At 38.9% G+C, this 19275-nt stretch carries 20 protein-coding genes; all 20 read left to right on the top strand.

From position 1 onward, the window contains the following. Window positions 1–235 precede the first annotated feature (235 nt). Window positions 236–976 carry a VWA domain-containing protein gene (locus tag LDX58_RS21025; RefSeq protein WP_227939108.1) on the top strand — a complete coding sequence of 247 codons (741 nt, stop codon included), beginning with the start codon at window positions 236–238 and terminating at the stop codon, window positions 974–976. Further along, complete coding sequence (gene prkT / locus LDX58_RS21020; protein WP_227939179.1) at window positions 942–1937, top strand: serine/threonine protein kinase PrkT; 996 nt, start codon at window positions 942–944, stop codon at window positions 1935–1937. Before LDX58_RS21025 ends, prkT begins: the two co-directional genes overlap by 35 nt. 41 nt (window positions 1938–1978) lie before the next feature. Then, a complete protein-coding gene (locus tag LDX58_RS21015) occupies window positions 1979–2731 on the top strand; it encodes a threonine/serine exporter family protein (protein ID WP_227939107.1) in 753 nt (250 codons plus the stop codon). Window positions 2732–3307: 576 nt separating this feature from the next. Then, the gene (locus tag LDX58_RS21010) at window positions 3308–3757 is read left to right on the top strand and encodes a threonine/serine exporter family protein (RefSeq protein WP_227939106.1); all 450 of its coding nucleotides are present in this window, start codon (window positions 3308–3310) and stop codon (window positions 3755–3757) included. Beyond that, complete coding sequence (tilS, locus tag LDX58_RS21005; RefSeq protein ID WP_227939105.1) at window positions 3738–5126, top strand: tRNA lysidine(34) synthetase TilS; 1389 nt, start codon at window positions 3738–3740, stop codon at window positions 5124–5126. The genes LDX58_RS21010 and tilS overlap by 20 nt, the downstream gene beginning before the upstream one ends. 28 nt (window positions 5127–5154) lie before the next feature. Next, a complete protein-coding gene (gene hpt / locus LDX58_RS21000) occupies window positions 5155–5694 on the top strand; it encodes a hypoxanthine phosphoribosyltransferase (protein ID WP_308017591.1) in 540 nt (179 codons plus the stop codon). Window positions 5695–5761: 67 nt separating this feature from the next. Continuing rightward, window positions 5762–7765 (top strand): ATP-dependent zinc metalloprotease FtsH, encoded by a 2004-nt coding sequence (ftsH, locus tag LDX58_RS20995; protein WP_227939103.1) that lies wholly within the window; start codon window positions 5762–5764, stop codon window positions 7763–7765. Between the two features lie 170 nt (window positions 7766–7935). After that, window positions 7936–8712 carry a type III pantothenate kinase gene (locus LDX58_RS20990; RefSeq protein WP_227939100.1) on the top strand — a complete coding sequence of 259 codons (777 nt, stop codon included), beginning with the start codon at window positions 7936–7938 and terminating at the stop codon, window positions 8710–8712. A 3-nt stretch (window positions 8713–8715) separates the two neighbouring features. Further along, a complete protein-coding gene (gene hslO / locus LDX58_RS20985) occupies window positions 8716–9594 on the top strand; it encodes an Hsp33 family molecular chaperone HslO (protein ID WP_227939099.1) in 879 nt (292 codons plus the stop codon). A gap of 106 nt (window positions 9595–9700) precedes the next feature. Further along, window positions 9701–10624 (top strand): cysteine synthase A, encoded by a 924-nt coding sequence (cysK, locus tag LDX58_RS20980; RefSeq protein ID WP_227939097.1) that lies wholly within the window; start codon window positions 9701–9703, stop codon window positions 10622–10624. Window positions 10625–10821: 197 nt separating this feature from the next. Then, window positions 10822–11421 (top strand): DUF421 domain-containing protein, encoded by a 600-nt coding sequence (locus LDX58_RS20975; protein ID WP_265416802.1) that lies wholly within the window; start codon window positions 10822–10824, stop codon window positions 11419–11421. A 100-nt stretch (window positions 11422–11521) separates the two neighbouring features. Beyond that, the gene (gene pabB / locus LDX58_RS20970; protein WP_227939091.1) at window positions 11522–12970 is read left to right on the top strand and encodes an aminodeoxychorismate synthase, component I; all 1449 of its coding nucleotides are present in this window, start codon (window positions 11522–11524) and stop codon (window positions 12968–12970) included. A 13-nt stretch (window positions 12971–12983) separates the two neighbouring features. Continuing rightward, complete coding sequence (gene pabA / locus LDX58_RS20965) at window positions 12984–13580, top strand: aminodeoxychorismate/anthranilate synthase component II (protein WP_227939089.1); 597 nt, start codon at window positions 12984–12986, stop codon at window positions 13578–13580. After that, complete coding sequence (gene pabC, locus LDX58_RS20960; RefSeq protein ID WP_227939087.1) at window positions 13565–14431, top strand: aminodeoxychorismate lyase; 867 nt, start codon at window positions 13565–13567, stop codon at window positions 14429–14431. The genes pabA and pabC overlap by 16 nt, the downstream gene beginning before the upstream one ends. Then, the gene (folP, locus tag LDX58_RS20955) at window positions 14424–15263 is read left to right on the top strand and encodes a dihydropteroate synthase (RefSeq protein WP_227939085.1); all 840 of its coding nucleotides are present in this window, start codon (window positions 14424–14426) and stop codon (window positions 15261–15263) included. Before pabC ends, folP begins: the two co-directional genes overlap by 8 nt. After that, on the top strand, window positions 15256–15618 hold the full coding sequence (gene folB / locus LDX58_RS20950) for a dihydroneopterin aldolase (protein ID WP_227939082.1): 363 nt from the start codon (window positions 15256–15258) through the stop codon (window positions 15616–15618). The genes folP and folB overlap by 8 nt, the downstream gene beginning before the upstream one ends. Then, window positions 15615–16178, top strand: a complete 564-nt coding sequence (gene folK / locus LDX58_RS20945) for a 2-amino-4-hydroxy-6-hydroxymethyldihydropteridine diphosphokinase (protein WP_227939081.1) — start codon at window positions 15615–15617, stop codon at window positions 16176–16178. The genes folB and folK overlap by 4 nt, the downstream gene beginning before the upstream one ends. Next, window positions 16094–16291 carry a helix-turn-helix domain-containing protein gene (locus LDX58_RS20940; RefSeq protein WP_227939077.1) on the top strand — a complete coding sequence of 66 codons (198 nt, stop codon included), beginning with the start codon at window positions 16094–16096 and terminating at the stop codon, window positions 16289–16291. Before folK ends, LDX58_RS20940 begins: the two co-directional genes overlap by 85 nt. 25 nt (window positions 16292–16316) lie before the next feature. Next, window positions 16317–17318 (top strand): tRNA dihydrouridine synthase DusB, encoded by a 1002-nt coding sequence (dusB, locus tag LDX58_RS20935; protein WP_227939075.1) that lies wholly within the window; start codon window positions 16317–16319, stop codon window positions 17316–17318. 131 nt (window positions 17319–17449) lie between these two features. Then, window positions 17450–18949: a lysine--tRNA ligase gene (lysS, locus tag LDX58_RS20930; RefSeq protein ID WP_227939073.1), complete on the top strand. Its 1500-nt coding sequence runs from the start codon at window positions 17450–17452 to the stop codon at window positions 18947–18949. Window positions 18950–19275 lie beyond the last annotated feature (326 nt).

Here is a 19275-nt window from a genome sequence, read left to right as displayed (position 1 = left end):
GAAAAAGAACATTTCGTCTCGTCTTCTGTCAATTAAGCTAGCAAAGAAAGGGTCATCCTCTGTGAGTAGCGAGCTTTAGTTGGCGATCTTAGTATCGGGAGAGTTTAATTTTTCAGATACGTCTTGTGAGTCATTGATTTTTTTTAAAATCGTTCGACAAATCCCTTCATTACGTATAAAACCTCTGAGGCTAGTGAATGATGGTAACATTTAGACTACTTGGAGGGGACACGAGATGAGTAAAGGTACGTTAAAGCAAATTTTATTATTAACAGATGGGCATTCGAACCAAGGTGAAGACCCTATAGCAATTGCTGCTTTGGCTAGAGAGCAAGGGATTATTGTAAATGTAATTGGTGTTGTAGATGGTAATCATTTAAATGAACAAGGAATAGAAGAGGTTGAAGCTATTGCCATGGCAGGAGGAGGAGTGAGCCAAGTTGTTTATGCAAAGCAGCTAGCTCAAACCGTACAAATGGTCACAAGAAAGGCGATGACTCAAACGATTCATGGTGTTATAAACAAAGAATTAACACAAATTTTAGGCAAGCATCAAGAGATGGAAGATCTCTCGCCGGCCAAAAGAGGACAAGTGATGGAAGTCGTCGATGAGTTGGGTGAAACAATGAACTTAGATGTACTTATTCTCGTCGATACAAGTGCAAGTATGAGAAATAAATTGCCGATGGTTCAAGAAGCGTTAACCGATTTATCTATTAGTCTGACATCAAGAATGGGAGCCAATCGTTTCGCTCTTTATTCATTCCCAGGTAAGAAAAAAGATATTGATAAATTACTTGATTGGTCCCCCAAACTTAATTCGTTAACTGGCATTTTTCAGAAACTATCATCTGGTGGAATTACTCCGACGGGACCTGCCCTGCAAGTGGCCCTTCAGAAATTTTCGAAGTCTGGTTCAAGAAGGAGTTTGATGGCTGGTGATGAAGAACAGCTATTCGAAGATTCCGGTATGTAAGTTAGCATCAGGGAGTAAAATCCTTGGGAAATGGCATAACAAGCCTTATAAAATTGTAAGAATACTTGGTGCAGGGGCAACGGGAACGGTTTATTTAGCTGAGTCAGCAAGCGGTCTTGTTGCGTTAAAAGTAGGTTCAGATAGCATGTCTATTACGTCAGAAGTGAACGTTCTAAAGCATTTCTCTAAGGTTCAAGGACAAGTTCTTGGACCTTCTTTGCTAGATGTCGATGATTTGGTTTCATCAGAAGGAACATTCCCATTTTATGCGATGGAATATTTAAAAGGAGACCCACTGATCGATTACATGCAAAACCGCGGAATAGAGTGGTTAGGGATTTTGATGATTCAGCTTCTTGGAGACTTAAATCGGCTTCATTCAGCCGGTTGGGTATTTGGTGATTTAAAACCAGATAATGTGCTTGTTGTCGGTCCTCCAGCTAAAATTAGATGGATTGATGTTGGGGGAACAACGCTGATCGGGCGTTCAATCAAAGAATATACAGAGTTTTTTGATCGCGGATATTGGGGACTTGGATCCAGGAAAGCAGAACCTAGTTATGATTTGTTTGCTGTCGCTATGATTATGCTCAATTGTGCGTACCCTGAACGTTTTGATAAGCAAGGGGAAAAGCCTATTGTATTTCTTAAACAACAAATAGAGCAACAAAGACTTCTTTTGCCGTATCGAGACGTTTTGAGTCAAGCGTTACAGGGGAAATATGAGAATGCGCTTCAAATGAGGCAAGATATGATAAAGGCAGTATCAAAAAGCTCTACTTATAAGCATGTGCCAACAAAAGATAAGATAAGACAAGGCACAACGAAGAAGGTGAAAGCCAACAAAAAACAACAAGTGAAGAAAAGAGAAAAGAAATCTTCCTACTTTGTTGAAATCTTCCTTCTTTCCTCTTTTCTTCTACTAGCATATATCCTATACTTATTTGGAGAAATGATGTAGGCAGAATAGTTTTGGTTAAATGTATAAATGGGGTTGTTGGAATGAATGCAGATCGTATGATGGATATTTGCCTTCTTGCAGGCGAAATTATGCTGACATATGGGGCCGAGACATATCGTGTGGAAGAAACGTTAGAACGGATGGCAAAATCAGCTCAGTTTAAAAATGTACATAGTTTCGTAACGACTACAGGCATTTTCCTTTCATTTGAGGAAGAAGGTAAAGGCGATGTCATGCAAATGATCCGCGTTGATGATCGGTTGCAGGATCTTAATAAGGTTACGCTTGTGAACCAAGTATCAAGAGAGTTTGTAAGTGGTGAACTAGATGGTGCTCAAGCCTTTGAAAAACTCGAGGAAATTGCCAAAGCACCAGCGAACTATTCATCGCTTTTACTACACTTCTCCTCCGGCATTGCTGGAGGGGCCTTCTCTTATTTATTTGGTGGGAATATATACGACACGATACCCGCTTTTTTGGCTGGGTTTGTTGCAAGTTGGTGTATTGTTTTTCTTCAAGACTATACGAAAGTAAAATTTTTTGCAGAATTCATGTCAGCGTTCTTAGGTGGAACGGTTGCAATTGGACTCGTACTTTTAGGTCTTGGAGAAAATCTAGATCAAGTCATCATTGGAACCTTAATGCCCCTTGTACCTGGCATACCATTAACGAATGCTGTCCGTGATTTAATGTCCGGAGATTTAGTCGCCGGAGTAAGTAGAGGAGCCGAAGCTGTAATCACAGCCCTATCAATAGCAACTGGTATCGCCTTGGCAATAGCATTATTTTTATAGCGTTCTTTAAGAACGTGCTCTATTTGAACAGACTAAGAAGCAATAAGCGTAGTCGCTACATCTTTAAAAGTCTCACTATGAGTGGGTTTCTCATAGTAAGACGAGTAGCGAACGGAGCTATTGCAAGTCTTATAGAGTACCTTTTTGAACACGCTCTTAAAGGGGCTTTTATTTTTGCCGCTTTGTATAAATAAAGTTCAACGAATAAGAATAGTAGTTTTTATGTTTGAAGGGAAATAGTAAGAATGAGAATATCATTTTTTGATAACGTATAGGTATCGTTAATCTTTTTTAGTGCTAGGACATTTAATGGGATAATCAATTTTTAGATAGTGTTTGGTTACTTATTGTCATTTCAGTTATAATTATTTATTACATAGAGCAAAATAATGAAGCAAAGTTTATAAAGAACAAATAGAAAAGTATTTTATGGAAGAGATATGGACTATCGGCAATTTATAGATTTGGCCTTGGTTGATTAGCTGTTATGTTTTTGATATTTGTTTATGCGCTTAAAGTAGCAGGCTAGCTGAGCCATTGTCTCTTATTAGACAGAGACATTTAGGAGGATCTAGTATGATATTGGAGCTTATCTTTTGTTTTGCTGCAACGGTAGCATTTGGCGTTATATTTAATGTGCCAAACCGTGTGTTATGGATTGGCGGGGTTATTGGATCTCTTGCTTGGTTTATTTATTCCACTTTACCTACATATGGGATGTCTGATGTATTTGCAACAGCCGTTGCCTCACTCGTTTGTGCGACATTTTCGCATCTGCTTGCTAAAAAATACCGTGTTCCAGTTACGACGTTTAGTATTCCAGCAATCATTCCATTGGTGCCAGGTAGTAAAGCCTACTTTACGATGCTTGCCTTTGTTGAAGGTGATTACTTAAATGGAATTCAACTAGGAGTGGAGACGATGCTCCGTGCGGGTGCAATTGCAGCAGGACTTGTGTTTGCATTATCCATATTCTCAATTGGTAAAGGGGGGATTGGACAGCGCTATGAAAGCAGACGTACATAATTTCATTCAAAACCATCAGTTAATTGAAAAAGGAGATACTCTGTTTGTTGCTGTGTCAGGAGGACCTGACTCCATGGCCCTTCTTCATTATCTGTGGTCAAGAAAAGATCTAGATCAAATTGAGCTCGTTGCTTGTCATGTTCACCATCAACTAAGAGGGGAAGAGGCAGATACCGATGCTACCTATGTCAAGCAGTTTTGCCTGGATCACAAAATTCAATTTCTTGAAAAACGAGTTGATGTAAAAGGATATGCAAAGGATAAAAATATAGGAACTCAATTTGCAGCAAGAGAGCTACGCTACCTTTGGTTTGCTGAACTTCTTCAGTGTTCTAATAATAAGCTGGTGACAGGTCATCATGGTGATGATCAAATCGAAACAATGTTGATGAAAATGGTTCGAGGAACTGTGCCACTCCATACATTTGGAATTCCAGCTAAGCGTAAGTTAGGAAATGGATTTATAATTCGCCCGTTTTTAGGAATAACGAAAGAGAAAATAGAGCAATATTGTAGAGAAGCTTCTATAAGCCCACGACAAGATTTAAGCAATTATTCTTCTACGTATACAAGGAATCGCTTTCGTAAAGAGGTCTTGCCCTTCTTAAAGAAGGAAAACCCAAATATCCATCTTCACATGCAGAGGCAAAATGAATGGGCTAGTGATGACCACGACTACTTGATGGCAGAGGCTGAAAATAAAATACCTGCAATTATTATCCGAAAAAGTGAACGAAACGTTACAATTTCGCGTATAACCTTTCTACGTATAGGCGTCGCTTTACAAAGAAGAGTGATTCATCTAATATTAAGTTATCTTTACGGGAAAAATTCCCCATTTATTACGTCTATACATATTGAACAAGTGCTAAACGTGCTGCAACGCCAGAAAACAACAGCCGAGCTTCACTTGTCCAACACGTTATTAGTAAGAAGAGAATATGATCTTTGTCATTTTTCACTGGGTTTAATGAATAGGATGGAAGAACAAGCTCAAATTCTTACAATTCCAGGCAGGATAAAGCTGGCAAGATGGGAAATAGATACATATGTAACCGAAAACGTTCATTTAGTGGAAAGTCGTCATCAAATTGTTTTAGATTATAAAAAAATTGTTGAACCTCTTCTTGTTCGTTTTAAACAACCACAGGATCGAATGGCTTGTAGAGGAATGGAAGGAACAAAAAAAATAGGACGACTATTTATTGACCGCAAGATCTCTAAACAAGAACGTGAGTCTTGGCCTCTCCTTGTTGATAGCAAGGGAGAAGTGTTATGGGTACCTTTCTTACACAGATCGAAGCTCGCTAACATTGATCATCGCACGGAAAAAGTCTTAGTGATATCATGTGAACGTCGTGATGGTTGACCGAAAAAGTAGGAGGTTAATTTAATTGATAAAGGAAGAAATTAAAGAAGTACTTATTTCTGAAGAAGAAATTCAGGCTAAATGTAGAGAACTAGGAAAACAAATTACAAAAGAGTATGAAGGGAAGTTCCCTCTAATAATAGGTGTGCTAAAAGGTGCAATGCCTTTTATGGGCGATCTTATAAAACGCATTGATACGCATATTGAAATGGATTTTATGGATGTATCAAGCTATGGATCCGAAACGGTTTCTTCTGGAGAAGTTAAGATTGTAAAGGATTTAGATACATCCGTCGAAGGTAGAGATGTTGTCATCTTAGAGGATATAATTGATAGTGGTCTAACGCTTAGCTACCTCGTGAAACTTTTCCATTATCGTAAAGCGAAGTCTGTGAAGATTGTTACCCTCTTAGATAAACCTAAAGGTCGTAAAGTTGATTTAGTACCAGATATTACTGGTTTTACGGTACCAGATGCTTTTGTTGTAGGATATGGCTTAGACTATGCTGAACGATATCGCAATTTGCCTTACATTGGCATTTTAAAACCTGAGATCTATGAGAGTTAATATTTGTTAACAAAACAAAAGTTTGATACGATAAACAAAGCTGTATTGTCGTGGGAGGAGGTCAAGGATGAATCGTATATTCCGTAACACCATTTTTTATTTACTTATCTTTCTTGTAATTATTGGGATTGTAAATGTATTTAGTTCTGATCAAACTGAGACAGAAAGTGTGACGTATACACAACTGACAGAAAGACTTGAGCGTGGGGAGGTTCGTGAACTTGCCGTTAAACCAGACCGTCAAGTTTACTTAGTACGTGGACAATTTACTGACCAAGCTGAAGATGAGTTTTTTGAGACATATGTGTTAAGAAGTGAACAAACGGCTGATTTACTAGCTAATGCACAAGGACCAGATGGAGTGCCACTGGCTGTAGATGTTCAACCAGCTGACGAAACAAGTGGCTGGGTTACATTCTTTACATCTATTATACCTTTCATTATTATCTTTATTTTATTCTTCTTCTTGTTGAGTCAAGCTCAAGGCGGCGGTGGCCGTGTGATGAACTTTGGTAAAAGTAAAGCCAAGTTGGTGAGTGATGATAAGAAGAAAGCTAAGTTTAAAGATGTAGCTGGGGCCGATGAAGAGAAACAAGAGCTTGTTGAAGTAGTAGAATTTCTAAAAGATCCGCGAAAATTCTCTGCCATTGGTGCTCGTATTCCAAAGGGTGTTCTATTAGTAGGACCTCCTGGTACTGGTAAGACATTACTTGCACGTGCTGTTGCAGGTGAATCTGGAGTGCCGTTCTTCTCGATAAGTGGTTCAGATTTCGTTGAGATGTTTGTCGGTGTCGGGGCATCCCGTGTTCGTGATTTATTTGAAAATGCAAAGAAAAATGCACCATGTATCATATTCATTGATGAAATTGATGCCGTCGGCCGTCAACGTGGAGCAGGTCTTGGTGGTGGGCATGATGAACGTGAACAGACATTAAACCAGTTATTAGTTGAGATGGATGGTTTCAGTGCAAATGAAGGAATCATTATCATCGCTGCGACTAACCGTGCTGACGTTCTAGACCCAGCTCTTTTACGTCCAGGTCGTTTTGACCGTCAAATTCAAGTTAATCGTCCAGATGTGAATGGACGTGAAGATGTCTTAAAGGTACATGCTAGTAATAAACCACTAGACGAAGATGTAAATTTAAGAGCAATTGCAGAACGTACACCAGGCTTTTCAGGTGCCGACCTTGAGAATTTATTAAATGAAGCAGCTTTAATTGCAGCAAGAAACGATAAAACAAAAGTTAATATGATTCATGTTGAAGAAGCAATTGACCGTGTTATTGCCGGTCCTGCGAAAAAGAGCCGTGTTATATCTCCAAAAGAAAAGAAAATTGTGGCTTGGCATGAAGCTGGGCATACAGTTGTAGGTGTGAAACTCGAGAGTGCTGATATGGTGCATAAAGTAACGATTGTTCCAAGGGGAATGGCTGGTGGTTATGCCGTTATGCTACCTAAAGAAGATCGTTACTTTATGACCAAGCCTGAACTACTTGATAAAATTATTGGATTGCTTGGTGGTCGTGTAGCTGAGGAAGTCCAGTTCGGTGAAGTAAGTACAGGGGCTCACAATGACTTCCAACGTGCTACTAGTATCGCTCGTAAAATGGTAATGGAATATGGAATGAGTGATAAAATCGGCCCAATGCAGTTTGGCTCTGGAAATTCAGGCGGTCAAGTTTTCTTAGGTCGAGATATTCAAAATGAACAGAACTATAGTGAAGCGTTTGCTCATGAAATTGACTTAGAAGTACAACATATCATTAAAGAATGTTATGAGCGTTGTAAGCAAATTCTAATTGAGAACAAAGCAAGCTTAGATCTTGTTGCAGAGACGTTAATGAAGATTGAAACACTTGATGCTGAACAAATCAAGTCGTTAATCAATGAAGGAAAGCTTCCTGAAAATCATCACACAACCAAACACCACCTAGAAGGAAATAATTCAACTTCAGATGCAGATCTTAAGGTGAACATCCATTCTAAAAAGGATGATGTGAATGCTGATGATTCAACTGAAAAAAAGGATGAGCAACCTTCAACGGATGAAAAGAAAAAAGATGAATAATACCTATGGGGATGTCGTTTTTCGACATCCCTTTTGGTTGCAACAAAAAGCAAATATCAATCGTTTTTATTTGAGTTGATTTATAATGGAGAAGTAAAAAACCTTTGGAAGAAAAATAAAAAAGGTTTAAACCAACCTTTTTCATTTCCAATAGAGAGGGGGGGTTGCATATGATATTGGTAGTGGATGTAGGAAATTCAAACATTTCCTTAGGTGTATATGAAGAAAAAGAGTTGAAATATCACTGGAGAATGGCTACGAGCAGACAAAAAACCGAAGATGAATGGGCTATGTCGATCAAGAGTTTATTTGCATATGAGGATTTATCCTTTGATGCAATAGAAGGAATTATTATATCATCTGTTGTTCCGCCCATTATGTTTGTGTTAGAGCAAATGTGTAAAATATACTTTAATATAAAGCCGATGGTCATTGGTCCTGGTATAAAGACAGGGCTTAATGTGAAATATGATAATCCACGGGAAGTCGGAGCTGATCGTATTGTCAATGCAGTAGCGGCGATTCAACTCTACGGAGCGCCCCTCATTATCGTCGATTTTGGAACAGCCACGACTTACTGTTACGTAAACGAAAACAGACAATATATGGGTGGTGCTATTGCTCCAGGTATCTCAATTTCAACAGAAGCCTTGTACACAAAAGCATCGAAATTACCTAGGATTGAAATTGCTAAGCCGAAAAATATTTTGGGGACCAACACGGTTCATGCGATGCAAGCGGGCATTTATTACGGTTATGTTGGTCAAGTTGATGGAATCGTAAAACGAATGAAATCTCTATCCGATGAAAATCCTACCGTTATCGCAACAGGTGGACTTGCTACGTTAATTGCCTCTGAGTCAGAGACAATTGATGTCATTGAGCCATTTTTAACATTAAAAGGTTTACAGATGATTTACGAAAAAAACTCGTTAGGACGTGAATAAAAAATGGAAGATTATTTAGTGAAAGCAACGGCATTTGAGGGTAGTGTCAGAGCCTATTCCTTGGTAGCGACCAATATGGTTAATGAGGCGGTTAGACGTCAAGGCACATGGCCAACTGCGTCGGCAGCATTAGGTCGAGCGATGATGGCTAGTACAATGATGGCGATGATGTTAAAAGGTGATTCAAAATTAACCGTAAAAATTGAAGGACAAGGCCCGATTGGGGCGATTATTGTCGATGCGAATACGAAAGGTGAAACAAGAGGGTATGTGAGTAATCCCCAAACTCATTTTGATTTAAATAGCCAAGGAAAATTAGATGTCGCTCGTGCAGTCGGGACAACTGGCTACTTATCTGTGGCAAAAGATCTAGGTTTAAAGGAGAACTTTACGGGAAGTGTACCGCTCGTTTCAGGGGAATTAGGAGAAGACTTCACGTATTATTTTGCTTCTTCTGAACAAACACCTTCATCTGTTGGTGTCGGAGTCTTAGTCAATCCAGATAACTCCATTCTAGCGGCGGGAGGGTTTATAATTCAATTGATGCCGGGTGCTGATGATGCTGTTATTGATAAAATTGAAAAACGTCTTTCTACCATTCCTCCGATTTCAAAATTAGTAGAAGCTGGAATGCCACCTGAAGAAATGCTACAAGCTCTACTTGGGGATGACAATGTGAAATTTCTTGATAAGCTACCAGTGAGCTTTTCATGCAGATGTTCAAAAGAGAGAATTGAAAATGCGATTATCAGTTTAGGTAAGAAAGAGATTCAAGCGATGATTGATGAGGATGGTGGGGCAGAAACGACTTGCTCTTTCTGTAACGAACAATATAATTTGACAGCAGAGGAATTAGAAGTTCTCCTAGAACAAGGAAAGTAATTTTTGGTAAATTATTGAGCTTAACTAATTGACTAATCATAAAACGTCTGATAATATAAATTTAATAAAACCAATAAACTTACTTGGGATTTAGGGGGCATTTTTTGTGAAAGTTGTAAATTCAATTACAGAGCTTATCGGACAAACGCCATTAGTGAAATTAAATCGTCTTGTAACAGAGAAACACGCGGATGTTTACTTGAAATTAGAATACATGAATCCAGGTAGCAGTGTAAAAGATCGTATTGGTCTTGCGATGATCGAAGCTGCTGAAAAAGCTGGGAAATTAAAACCGGGAGTAACAATTGTTGAACCTACAAGTGGTAACACTGGAATTGGTCTTGCGATGGTTGCAGCCGCAAAAGGCTATAAAGCTACATTAGTCATGCCTGAAACAATGAGTATGGAGCGTCGTAACCTTTTACGTGCGTACGGAGCTGAATTAGTTCTTACACCAGGTCCAGAAGGAATGGGTGGAGCGATCCGCAAAGCGACAGAGCTTTCAAAAGAAGAAGGCTACTTCATGCCACAACAATTCGAAAACGAAGCAAATCCAGAAATTCATCGCCTTACAACAGGCAAGGAACTTCTTGAGCAAGCCGATGGCCAATTAGATGGTTTCGTATCTGGCATTGGTACGGGTGGAACGATTACAGGTGCAGGTAGTTTCCTAAAAGAACACTTCCCTAATCTTCACATTGCAGCGGTTGAGCCAAAGGATTCTCCAGTCCTTTCTGGTGGGAACCCTGGACCACATAAAATTCAAGGGATTGGTGCAGGCTTCGTACCTCAAATTTTAGATACAGAAATTTATGATGAAGTCATCCAAGTTTCAAACGAAGAAGCATTTGAATATGCTCGTCGTGCGGCTAAAGAAGAAGGGATCTTAGGTGGTATTTCTTCAGGCGCTGCGATTTCAGCTGCTCTTAAGCTTGCTGAGAAGCTTGGACCAGGTAAAAAAGTTGTAGCCATCATCCCATCAAATGGTGAACGTTACTTAAGTACACCACTTTACCAATTTGAAGATTAATTTTAACTCATAGATTACCCTTGAGAAGATAACTTATAAAGGTCTAAAACGACCTTCCTGAGTTATCTTCTTTTTTGTATGTATTTAGAAGCAAAGGGAAAGATAATAGGTGATTAGAAGATGAAAGGAGCATGCTTGAAGTGAGTGAAATTGTGACTATTTTACTTCGGACGATCGTAGTGTTTATCATCATTCTAATGTTTTTTAGATTCATGGGTAAGAAAGAGCTAGGTGAATTAAGTCTACTAGATATTATTGTTTCATTAATGATTGCCGAATTAGCCGTTATTGCGATTGAGGATCCTAATGTATCGATGGCGCGAGGGCTTGCTCCAATTTTTTTACTGATTTTTATACAGGTTACACTAACATTTATTAGTTTGAAAAATCAAAAGTTCCGAGATATGATCGAAGGTAGGCCGATTATGATAATTGAAAATGGGAAAATGAACCAAATGAACATGAGGAAACAAAGATATAACATAGATGATGTTTTATTCCAATTACGTGAGAAAGGAATATCGGATATTAGAGAAGTCGATTATGCGATGCTAGAGAGATCAGGTAATCTATCCATTTTTAAAAAAGATGAAACAACTTCTTTATTTACATTACCTTTAATTCAAGATGGGGAAATTCAAGATGAACACCTCCTCATCATCAAAAAAACAAAAGAGTGGCTTTTAAGTGAGTTAAGTAAGATGGGATATCAATGTACTAAAAATATTTTTTACTGCAGTTATATGAAAGGGCAATTTTTCATCGAAGAAAGAGACCAAAAGCAGACAAAAGCGTAAACATTTGGTTTTGATAACATTTAGCAGAGCAGTCACTGTTGTTTTTCTCTCGAGTTCTCATGTAGAATAGATAAAAAGAACGGAAACGGAAGTGGACGCGGTGCAACAGAAGAATGAAAAACAATCTAATCGGACGAGTGTAGTAAGGTCGTTTCCGCTTGAGGAAAATGATTGGTTTTCCCGATATGTAAAATTAGCAGCTGATCATGTGCAGCATGTTCTTTTAGAAAGTGGTAGAGATGGGCGTTATAGTATTATGGGGTTGGAGCCGTTTGCTATTGTCAAAGGAAAAGCAGATCGATTAACAGTAGAAATGGATGGGGAAACCGAAATAAAAAACGGGCCTCTGCTAGATAGCTTAAAAGAAATACTTGCTCCTTACTATCTGCCAACTATTAAAGAATTACCTCCTTTCCAAGGCGGTGCTATTGGTTATTTCTCTTATGATATTGTCAGGGAAATTGAAAAATTACCTAATGAAGCCTCAGACGATCTTGAACTTCCAGAGCTTTATTTTATGCTTTTTAATGACGTTTTTGTTTATGACCACTTGGAAAAAGAGATGTGGGTCATCAGTCATGGACAGCAAGATGCCTATGAAGTCCTTGAAAAGAGAGTGGCTCATTATGTAGAGGAATGGAAAAAGGTAGTTCATTCTTCACCCATTCAAAGAAAACCCTCTAGAAAGCCGGCAGAGAAAACTGCTTCATTATCCGAAGAAGCATTTTGTGATGCGGTAGAAAAGATCAAAAGCTATATTGCAGCAGGAGATGTGTTTCAAGTGAACTTGTCAGTAAGGCAGTCACAAGAGCTAACAGCAGATCCATTACATGTATATGAGATTTTAAGAGAGTTAAATCCATCTCCGTATATGAGTTATTTTCATACACCTGATTTTCAATTTGTCAGTGCCTCTCCTGAATTACTCGTTAAAAAGAATGGCGAAGAACTAAGTACAAGACCGATTGCAGGAACACGTTCTCGTGGTAAGAACGAAAAAGAAGATCAACAACTTGCTGATTCTTTAATTCATAACGAAAAGGAACGCGCTGAACATGTTATGCTCGTTGACTTAGAGCGAAATGATCTAGGAAGAGTTTCAATATATGGAAGTGTAGAAGTAGATGAATTAATGGTCATTGAAAAATACTCTCATGTCATGCATATCGTTTCAAACGTAAAAGGAACTCTCGCAAAAGGAAATGATCTTTATGATGTCATTCGAGCGACATTTCCTGGTGGAACGATTACCGGTGCACCGAAAGTAAGGACGATGGAAATTATAGAAGAGCTTGAACCAGTTAGAAGAGGGATTTATACTGGATCTATAGGATGGATCGGCTTTGATGATAATATGGAATTAAATATTGCCATTCGAACAATGGTTTGTAAGGATGGACAAGCCCACGTGCAGGCCGGAGCGGGAATTGTGATTGATTCGATTCCATCTAATGAATATAAAGAATCATTGAAAAAAGCAAGAGCGCTTTGGCACGCACTAGAGCAAAGTGAAGTAGAGATGAGAAAAAGAACAGTGAGTATGAGCTGAGGAGGAGAAAAAAATGATTTTAATGATTGATAACTATGATTCATTTACGTATAATCTCGTTCAATATTTAGGAGAAATGGGACAAGAGCTTGTTGTTCGTCGTAACGATCAAATTTCGATTGAAGAAATTGAGCAGATGAACCCGGATTTTCTTATGATTTCTCCAGGGCCTTGTAGTCCGAATGAAGCGGGAATTAGTTTAGAAGCTATTGAATATTTTGCTAGGAAATTACCGATCTTTGGGGTTTGTTTAGGACATCAATCAATTGCGCAAGTGTTTGGTGGAGATGTTATTCGTGCTGATCGACTGATGCACGGGAAAACATCTGAGATCATCCATAATGGAGAATCAATTTTTTCAGGATTACCATCTCCGTTAACAGCAACTAGATATCATTCATTAATCGTCAAAAAAGAAACATTACCTGATTGCCTTGAAATAACGGCTGAAACAGATGAAGGGGAGATTATGGCTTTGCGCCATCGTGATCTGCCGATAGAGGGTGTTCAATTCCATCCAGAATCAATTATGACTTCAGATGGAAAGAAACTGCTTCGTAATTTTATTGAAAAGTATGGTAAGGAGAAATCAACGTGTACGTCTATATAAATGGTTCCATTGTTCCCAAAGAACAGGCGATGGTTTCTGCTTTTGATCATGGTTATTTGTATGGTCTAGGGCTTTTTGAGACATTTCGTGTTGAAAATGGTCATCCCTTTTTATTGGATGACCATTTTCAGCGTTTACAAGAAGGACTTCATATGATGGGGATCACTTGGTCGATGTCTAAATCTGAAGTCTTAATGATCATTCAAGAGCTTTTGGCCGCCAATCAATTGAGTAGTGCTTATGTGAGATGGAATGTTGCCGCTGGATCTGAGGAGTTAGGCCTTTACACAGGCGAATATACAAAACCTACTTTAATTGTTTATATGAAGCCGCTCCCAAGTGTAGGGACGGAAAAGGAAGCTAGAATTCTTTCAACAAGACGAAACACACCAGAAGGCTCTTATCGATTAAAATCACATCACTATCTAAATAATGTGTTGGCAAAGCGTGAAATAGGCGATGCTGTAAAGAGTGAGGGAATCTTCTTAACAGAATCAGGATTTGTAGCAGAAGGCATTGTTTCTAATGTGTTTTGGGCAAAGAAAGGTGTTGTTTATACACCGGCTGTTAAAACAGGTATTTTAGACGGAATTACGAGAAGATTTGTATTAGCTCTATTAGATAAAAAGGCGATCCCTTACGAGGTCGGTTTTTATCATGAGGAAGAACTGCTTGAAGCAGATGAAGCTTTTATTACGAACTCCATTCAAGAAATCATTCCTCTTTGTTCAATTAATGGTGAATTATTGAAAGGGAAACGATTTGTTGCATGTGAACTTAAGCGTGAATTTGATCGTTATCGAGGTCATTTGTGGAGTCGGTCAGAAATTATGGAGGTTTGTGATGAATGAACAACGAAAACAGAATGATCAGTTGCTTCAAAAATTAAAAGAGAAAACACTAATAATGGGAATTTTAAATATCACCCCAGACTCGTTCTCAGATGGGGGAAAGTTTGACGAATTAAACACCGCTGTTTCTAGAGCGAAGCAATTAGTGGAAGATGGAGCAGATATTATTGATGTTGGTGGCGAATCAACGCGCCCAGGATCAACACAGGTGGAAGCTGATGAAGAGATTCGTCGTGTTATACCTGTTATAAAAGCGATAGCTAGTGAAATCGATGTTCCAATTTCAATTGATACGTATAAAGCAGAAGTAGCGAAACAGGCATTAGAAGCAGGTGCTAGCATTCTTAATGACGTATGGGGAGCTAAGTGGGACCCGGAGATGGCAAAGATAGCCGCTAAGTATCAGGTTCCAATCATTCTTACACACAATCGTAAAAAGTCAATATACACTGATTTGATGATTGATGTAATTGTAGATCTGGAAGAAAGCGTATCTATCTGTTTGAATGCAGGTGTCCCTAAAGAACATATTTTGTTAGATCCAGGTATTGGTTTTGCGAAAAGCTATGAAGAGAATATGGAAGTTATGAGGCATCTCGATCGCATCGTTGAAATGGGATATCCTGTCCTTCTTGGCACGTCGCGGAAATCAGTTGTCGCTAAAACTCTCAATTTACCTGTTGACGAACGGATGGAAGGGACTGGTGCAACCGTTTGTTATGGAATTATGAAAGGGTGTCAATTGATGAGAGTTCATGACGTGAAGGAAATATCCCGTATGGCTAAAATGATCGATGCCTTAGAGAGAAAAGGAGATTCATTAAATGGATAAAATTTATATGAATCAATTAGCGTTTTATGGATATCATGGTGTGTTTGCAGAAGAAAAAAAATTAGGTCAGCGTTTTATTGTTGATTTAGTGTTACAAGTAGAATTGGCTCGAGCTGGAACAACGGATCATTTGGATGATACGATTAACTATGGTGAGGTATATGAAAAAGTAAAAGAAATCGTAGAAGGACAATCTTTTAGACTTGTTGAATCGGTTGCAGAGAGGATAGCAAATGATTTATTGAATTCTTTTCCTCTTTTGCAAGAATGTACGGTTAAAGTCATTAAGCCAGATCCGCCCATTCCTGGTCATTATCAGTCGGTTGCAGTAGAATTGACGAGGGCACGCAAATGAGCCATGACGTCTATATTGCATTAGGATCTAATATAGGTGATCGATACGAGCACTTAATGAGCGCGATACAGCTTTTGAGGGAGCATCCTCATATCGAATTTATTGTTAGTTCTTCCATCTATGAAACAGAACCTGTTGGCTATGTGAATCAGCAGTCATTTTTGAATATGGTTGTAGTTGTGAATACAAGTTTAAGCCCGAGGGTATTATTGGAGGCAACACAATTAATTGAAGAGCGGTGTGGCCGCACGAGAGATGTGAGATGGGGGCCTCGAACAATAGACCTTGACATTTTGCTCTTTGACCAAGAAAATATAGTGATGGAGAACCTTTTGATCCCTCATCCGAGAATGTGGGAGCGGGCGTTTGTGATCACCCCGTTAATGGAAGTGTACCCGGATCTTTATGCCACACATTTAAAGCAGTCGATTAAAGAGATATATAGAGCATTACCAGATAAAGAAGGGGTACGAATATGGAGTCCAGAACCAGCGGAAGAAGAATTCGAGCCTACCGCAAACTCAAAGGATACACTCAAGAAGGATTTGCCAAGCAAATAGGAATATCTGTGTCTGTGTTAGGAGAAGTAGAAAGAGGAACCCGCCTACCTAGTGAATCTATTGTTGAACGGATGGTGTCGGTTTTAAATATAAGCAAACAGGAATTAAGTTAAGTTGAAATTTTTGGAGGTGAAAGGTATGTTAAAGATCGGGAATATTGAAATGAAAAACCAAGTGGTATTAGCACCAATGGCAGGTGTGTGTAATCCAGCTTTTCGCCTTATCGCTAAGGAGTTTGGTGCGGGTCTAGTTTGTGCTGAGATGGTAAGTGATAAAGCGATTCTTCATAAAAATGAAAAATCATTAAGTATGCTTTATGTCGATGAACGTGAAAAGCCATTGAGCTTGCAAATTTTTGGCGGTGAAAGAGAAACATTAGTAGAAGCTGCTAAATTCGTTGATAAAAATACGAATGCGGACATCATCGACATTAATATGGGTTGCCCAGTTCCGAAAATTACAAAATGTGATGCGGGAGCGAAGTGGTTATTAGATCCTAATAAAATTTATGAGATGGTGGCAGCAACAGTTGATGCTGTTGATAAGCCTGTAACGGTCAAGATGCGTATTGGCTGGGATTCAGATCATGTTTATGCGGTTGAGAATGCTCGTGCAGTTGAACGTGCAGGTGGTAGTGCAGTAGCTGTACACGGTCGTACACGTGTACAAATGTACGAAGGAAAAGCCGATTGGAACATTATTAAAGAAGTAAAAGAAGCGGTGAATATTCCTGTAATCGGTAATGGGGATGTAACGACCCCTCAAGATGCCCGTCGTATGGTAGATGAGACAGGTGTTGATGGTGTTATGATTGGAAGAGCGGCACTTGGAAACCCTTGGATGCTCTATCAAACGATTCAATACCTTGAGCATGGGGTGACTCCGAATGAGCCAACTCCGCGTGAAAAAATCGATGTGTGTATGATTCATATGGACCGTTTGATTAAATTAAAAGGTGAAAATGTAGCTGTTCGTGAGATGCGTAAGCATGCAGCGTGGTATTTAAAAGGAATGCGTGGAAATGGACGCGTACGTGATAAAATTAATGGCTTTGAGACAAGAGATGATGTTGCTAGTACATTATATGCATTTATTGAGGAAGTAGAGGCTCGTCAGGTCGAACAATTAAGCGCAGTTTGACTTTTTTGATTGACTTCACTATAATGCGTGTGTGATTAATATGCTGCCAGTGTGCCTCACTGGCAGTTTTTCTACATAGAAGAACCAACTGAGATGAATTTGAACTGAATATAGAGGAGATGGTGATCCAAATGACTCAAGAACTCGAGTTAAATGATTTATTAGCGGTACGTAGAGAAAAGTTAAACCTGTTACAAGAAAAAGAGAATGACCCATTTGGTGCTCGCTTTGAGCGATCTCATACAGCAAGCTCAATGAATGAAGCGTTTGGCAATAAAACAAAAGAATCTCTAGATGAAGCAAACCACCAGATTACATTTGCTGGTCGTATTATGACAAAGCGTGGCAAAGGAAAAGCAGGTTTTGCTCATGTGCAAGATTTAACGGGACAAGTTCAAATATATGTTCGACAAGATGCAGTAGGGGAAGAGCAATATCAATTATTTAATACCATTGATATCGGGGATATTGTTGGTATCACAGGTGTGGCGTTTAAAACGAAGGTCGGCGAGTTATCGATTAAAGTGACTGAGTTTCTATTGTTGTCCAAATCACTTCGCCCTTTACCTGATAAGTTTCATGGCTTAAAAGATATCGAGCAGCGTTACCGTCAACGGTATGTTGATCTAATTATGAATCCAGAGGTTCGTGATACATTCGTTTTGCGTAGTAAAATTCTACAGTCAATGCGCCGTTATCTTGATTCTAAAGGATATTTAGAAGTAGAAACACCAATGATGCATTCGATCGCAGGTGGAGCGTCTGCGCGTCCGTTCATCACTCATCATAACGCCCTTGATATGACGCTTTATATGCGTATTGCGATTGAGTTGCATTTAAAGAGATTAATTGTCGGCGGATTAGAAAAAGTATATGAAATCGGCCGTGTTTTTCGTAATGAGGGTGTATCAACGAGACATAATCCTGAATTTACAATGATTGAGTTATATGAAGCGTATGCAGATTATCAAGACATTATGGCGTTAACAGAAGAGTTAGTAGCACATATTGCTAAAGAAGTACTTGGCACTACTACGGTAACGTATGGCGACTATCAAATTGAATTAGAGCCGAAATGGAAAAGGGTCCATATGGTAGATGCGATTAAAGAGAAAACAGGTGTAGACTTCTGGAAAGAGATTTCTGACGAAGAAGCTCGTGCCATTGCAAAAGAACATAAGGTTCCTGTTAAAGAAACAATGACATATGGTCATGTGGTTAATGAATTCTTTGAGCATTTTGTGGAAGAAGAATTAATTCAACCTACGTTTATTTATGGTCATCCACTCGCAATCTCACCATTAGCGAAAAAGAATCCAGATGATCCACGTTTCACTGATCGTTTTGAATTATTCATCGTAGGTCGTGAACATGCCAATGCGTTCACAGAATTAAACGATCCTATCGATCAACGTGGTCGTTTTGAGCAACAACTTGTTGAACGTGAACAGGGGGATGACGAAGCACATATGATGGATGAAGATTTTGTAGAGGCACTTGAATACGGTATGCCTCCAACAGGTGGACTTGGAATTGGGATTGATCGTTTAGTTATGTTACTAACGAATTCACCTTCTATTAGAGATGTGCTTTTATTTCCGCAAATGCGTCATCGTGAGCAAGGGGAATAAAGAGAGTCATTAGGTGGGACTAGCAAGGTTTTGCTGGCCCCACTCTTTTTTTAACTTTTTTCAAAAAGATCTTGCAATATTTTTTTAATAATGGTATATTATTTCTTGTCGCCAAGAACGACATAAACACTTTCGGAAAAACATATTGACAAACCTAACAAGGTTTGATAAGATATGAAAGTCGCCATAAAGCGACAAAATAGTTCTTTGAAAACTGAACAAAAGCCAAGCGAAAAGAGAAAACATGATTTTCTCGTCAATTTTAAGTGATTTAGTAAAATCACAACGTATCGTTAGCGATACAGTTTGAGCACAAATCAAGCACT

Origin of the sequence: Alkalihalobacillus deserti (genome assembly GCF_020734105.1) — a bacterium.
In the GTDB taxonomy this organism is placed as follows: domain Bacteria; phylum Bacillota; class Bacilli; order Bacillales; family Bacillaceae_D; genus Halalkalibacter; species Halalkalibacter deserti.
Note: the sequence above shows the minus strand (reverse complement) of the source record. Positions and strands in the feature narration are given on the sequence as shown.

Bases quoted from the DNA above. Each gene is read 5' to 3' on its own strand.
- lysS (WP_227939073.1), top strand. From the start codon at position 17,450: ATGACTCAAGAACTCGAGTTAAATGATTTATTAGCGGTACGTAGAGAA.
- LDX58_RS21015 (WP_227939107.1), top strand. From the start codon at position 1,979: ATGAATGCAGATCGTATGATGGATATTTGCCTTCTTGCAGGCGAAATT.
- dusB (WP_227939075.1), top strand. From the start codon at position 16,317: ATGTTAAAGATCGGGAATATTGAAATGAAAAACCAAGTGGTATTAGCA.
- LDX58_RS20990 (WP_227939100.1), top strand. From the start codon at position 7,936: ATGATATTGGTAGTGGATGTAGGAAATTCAAACATTTCCTTAGGTGTA.
- folB (WP_227939082.1), top strand. From the start codon at position 15,256: ATGGATAAAATTTATATGAATCAATTAGCGTTTTATGGATATCATGGT.
- LDX58_RS20940 (WP_227939077.1), top strand. From the start codon at position 16,094: ATGGAGTCCAGAACCAGCGGAAGAAGAATTCGAGCCTACCGCAAACTC.
- folK (WP_227939081.1), top strand. From the start codon at position 15,615: ATGAGCCATGACGTCTATATTGCATTAGGATCTAATATAGGTGATCGA.
- hslO (WP_227939099.1), top strand. From the start codon at position 8,716: ATGGAAGATTATTTAGTGAAAGCAACGGCATTTGAGGGTAGTGTCAGA.
- LDX58_RS21010 (WP_227939106.1), top strand. From the start codon at position 3,308: ATGATATTGGAGCTTATCTTTTGTTTTGCTGCAACGGTAGCATTTGGC.
- LDX58_RS21025 (WP_227939108.1), top strand. From the start codon at position 236: ATGAGTAAAGGTACGTTAAAGCAAATTTTATTATTAACAGATGGGCAT.
- pabA (WP_227939089.1), top strand. From the start codon at position 12,984: ATGATTTTAATGATTGATAACTATGATTCATTTACGTATAATCTCGTT.
- folP (WP_227939085.1), top strand. From the start codon at position 14,424: ATGAATGAACAACGAAAACAGAATGATCAGTTGCTTCAAAAATTAAAA.
- ftsH (WP_227939103.1), top strand. From the start codon at position 5,762: ATGAATCGTATATTCCGTAACACCATTTTTTATTTACTTATCTTTCTT.
- LDX58_RS20975 (WP_265416802.1), top strand. From the start codon at position 10,822: ATGTTTTTTAGATTCATGGGTAAGAAAGAGCTAGGTGAATTAAGTCTA.
- tilS (WP_227939105.1), top strand. From the start codon at position 3,738: ATGAAAGCAGACGTACATAATTTCATTCAAAACCATCAGTTAATTGAA.
- prkT (WP_227939179.1), top strand. From the start codon at position 942: ATGAAGAACAGCTATTCGAAGATTCCGGTATGTAAGTTAGCATCAGGG.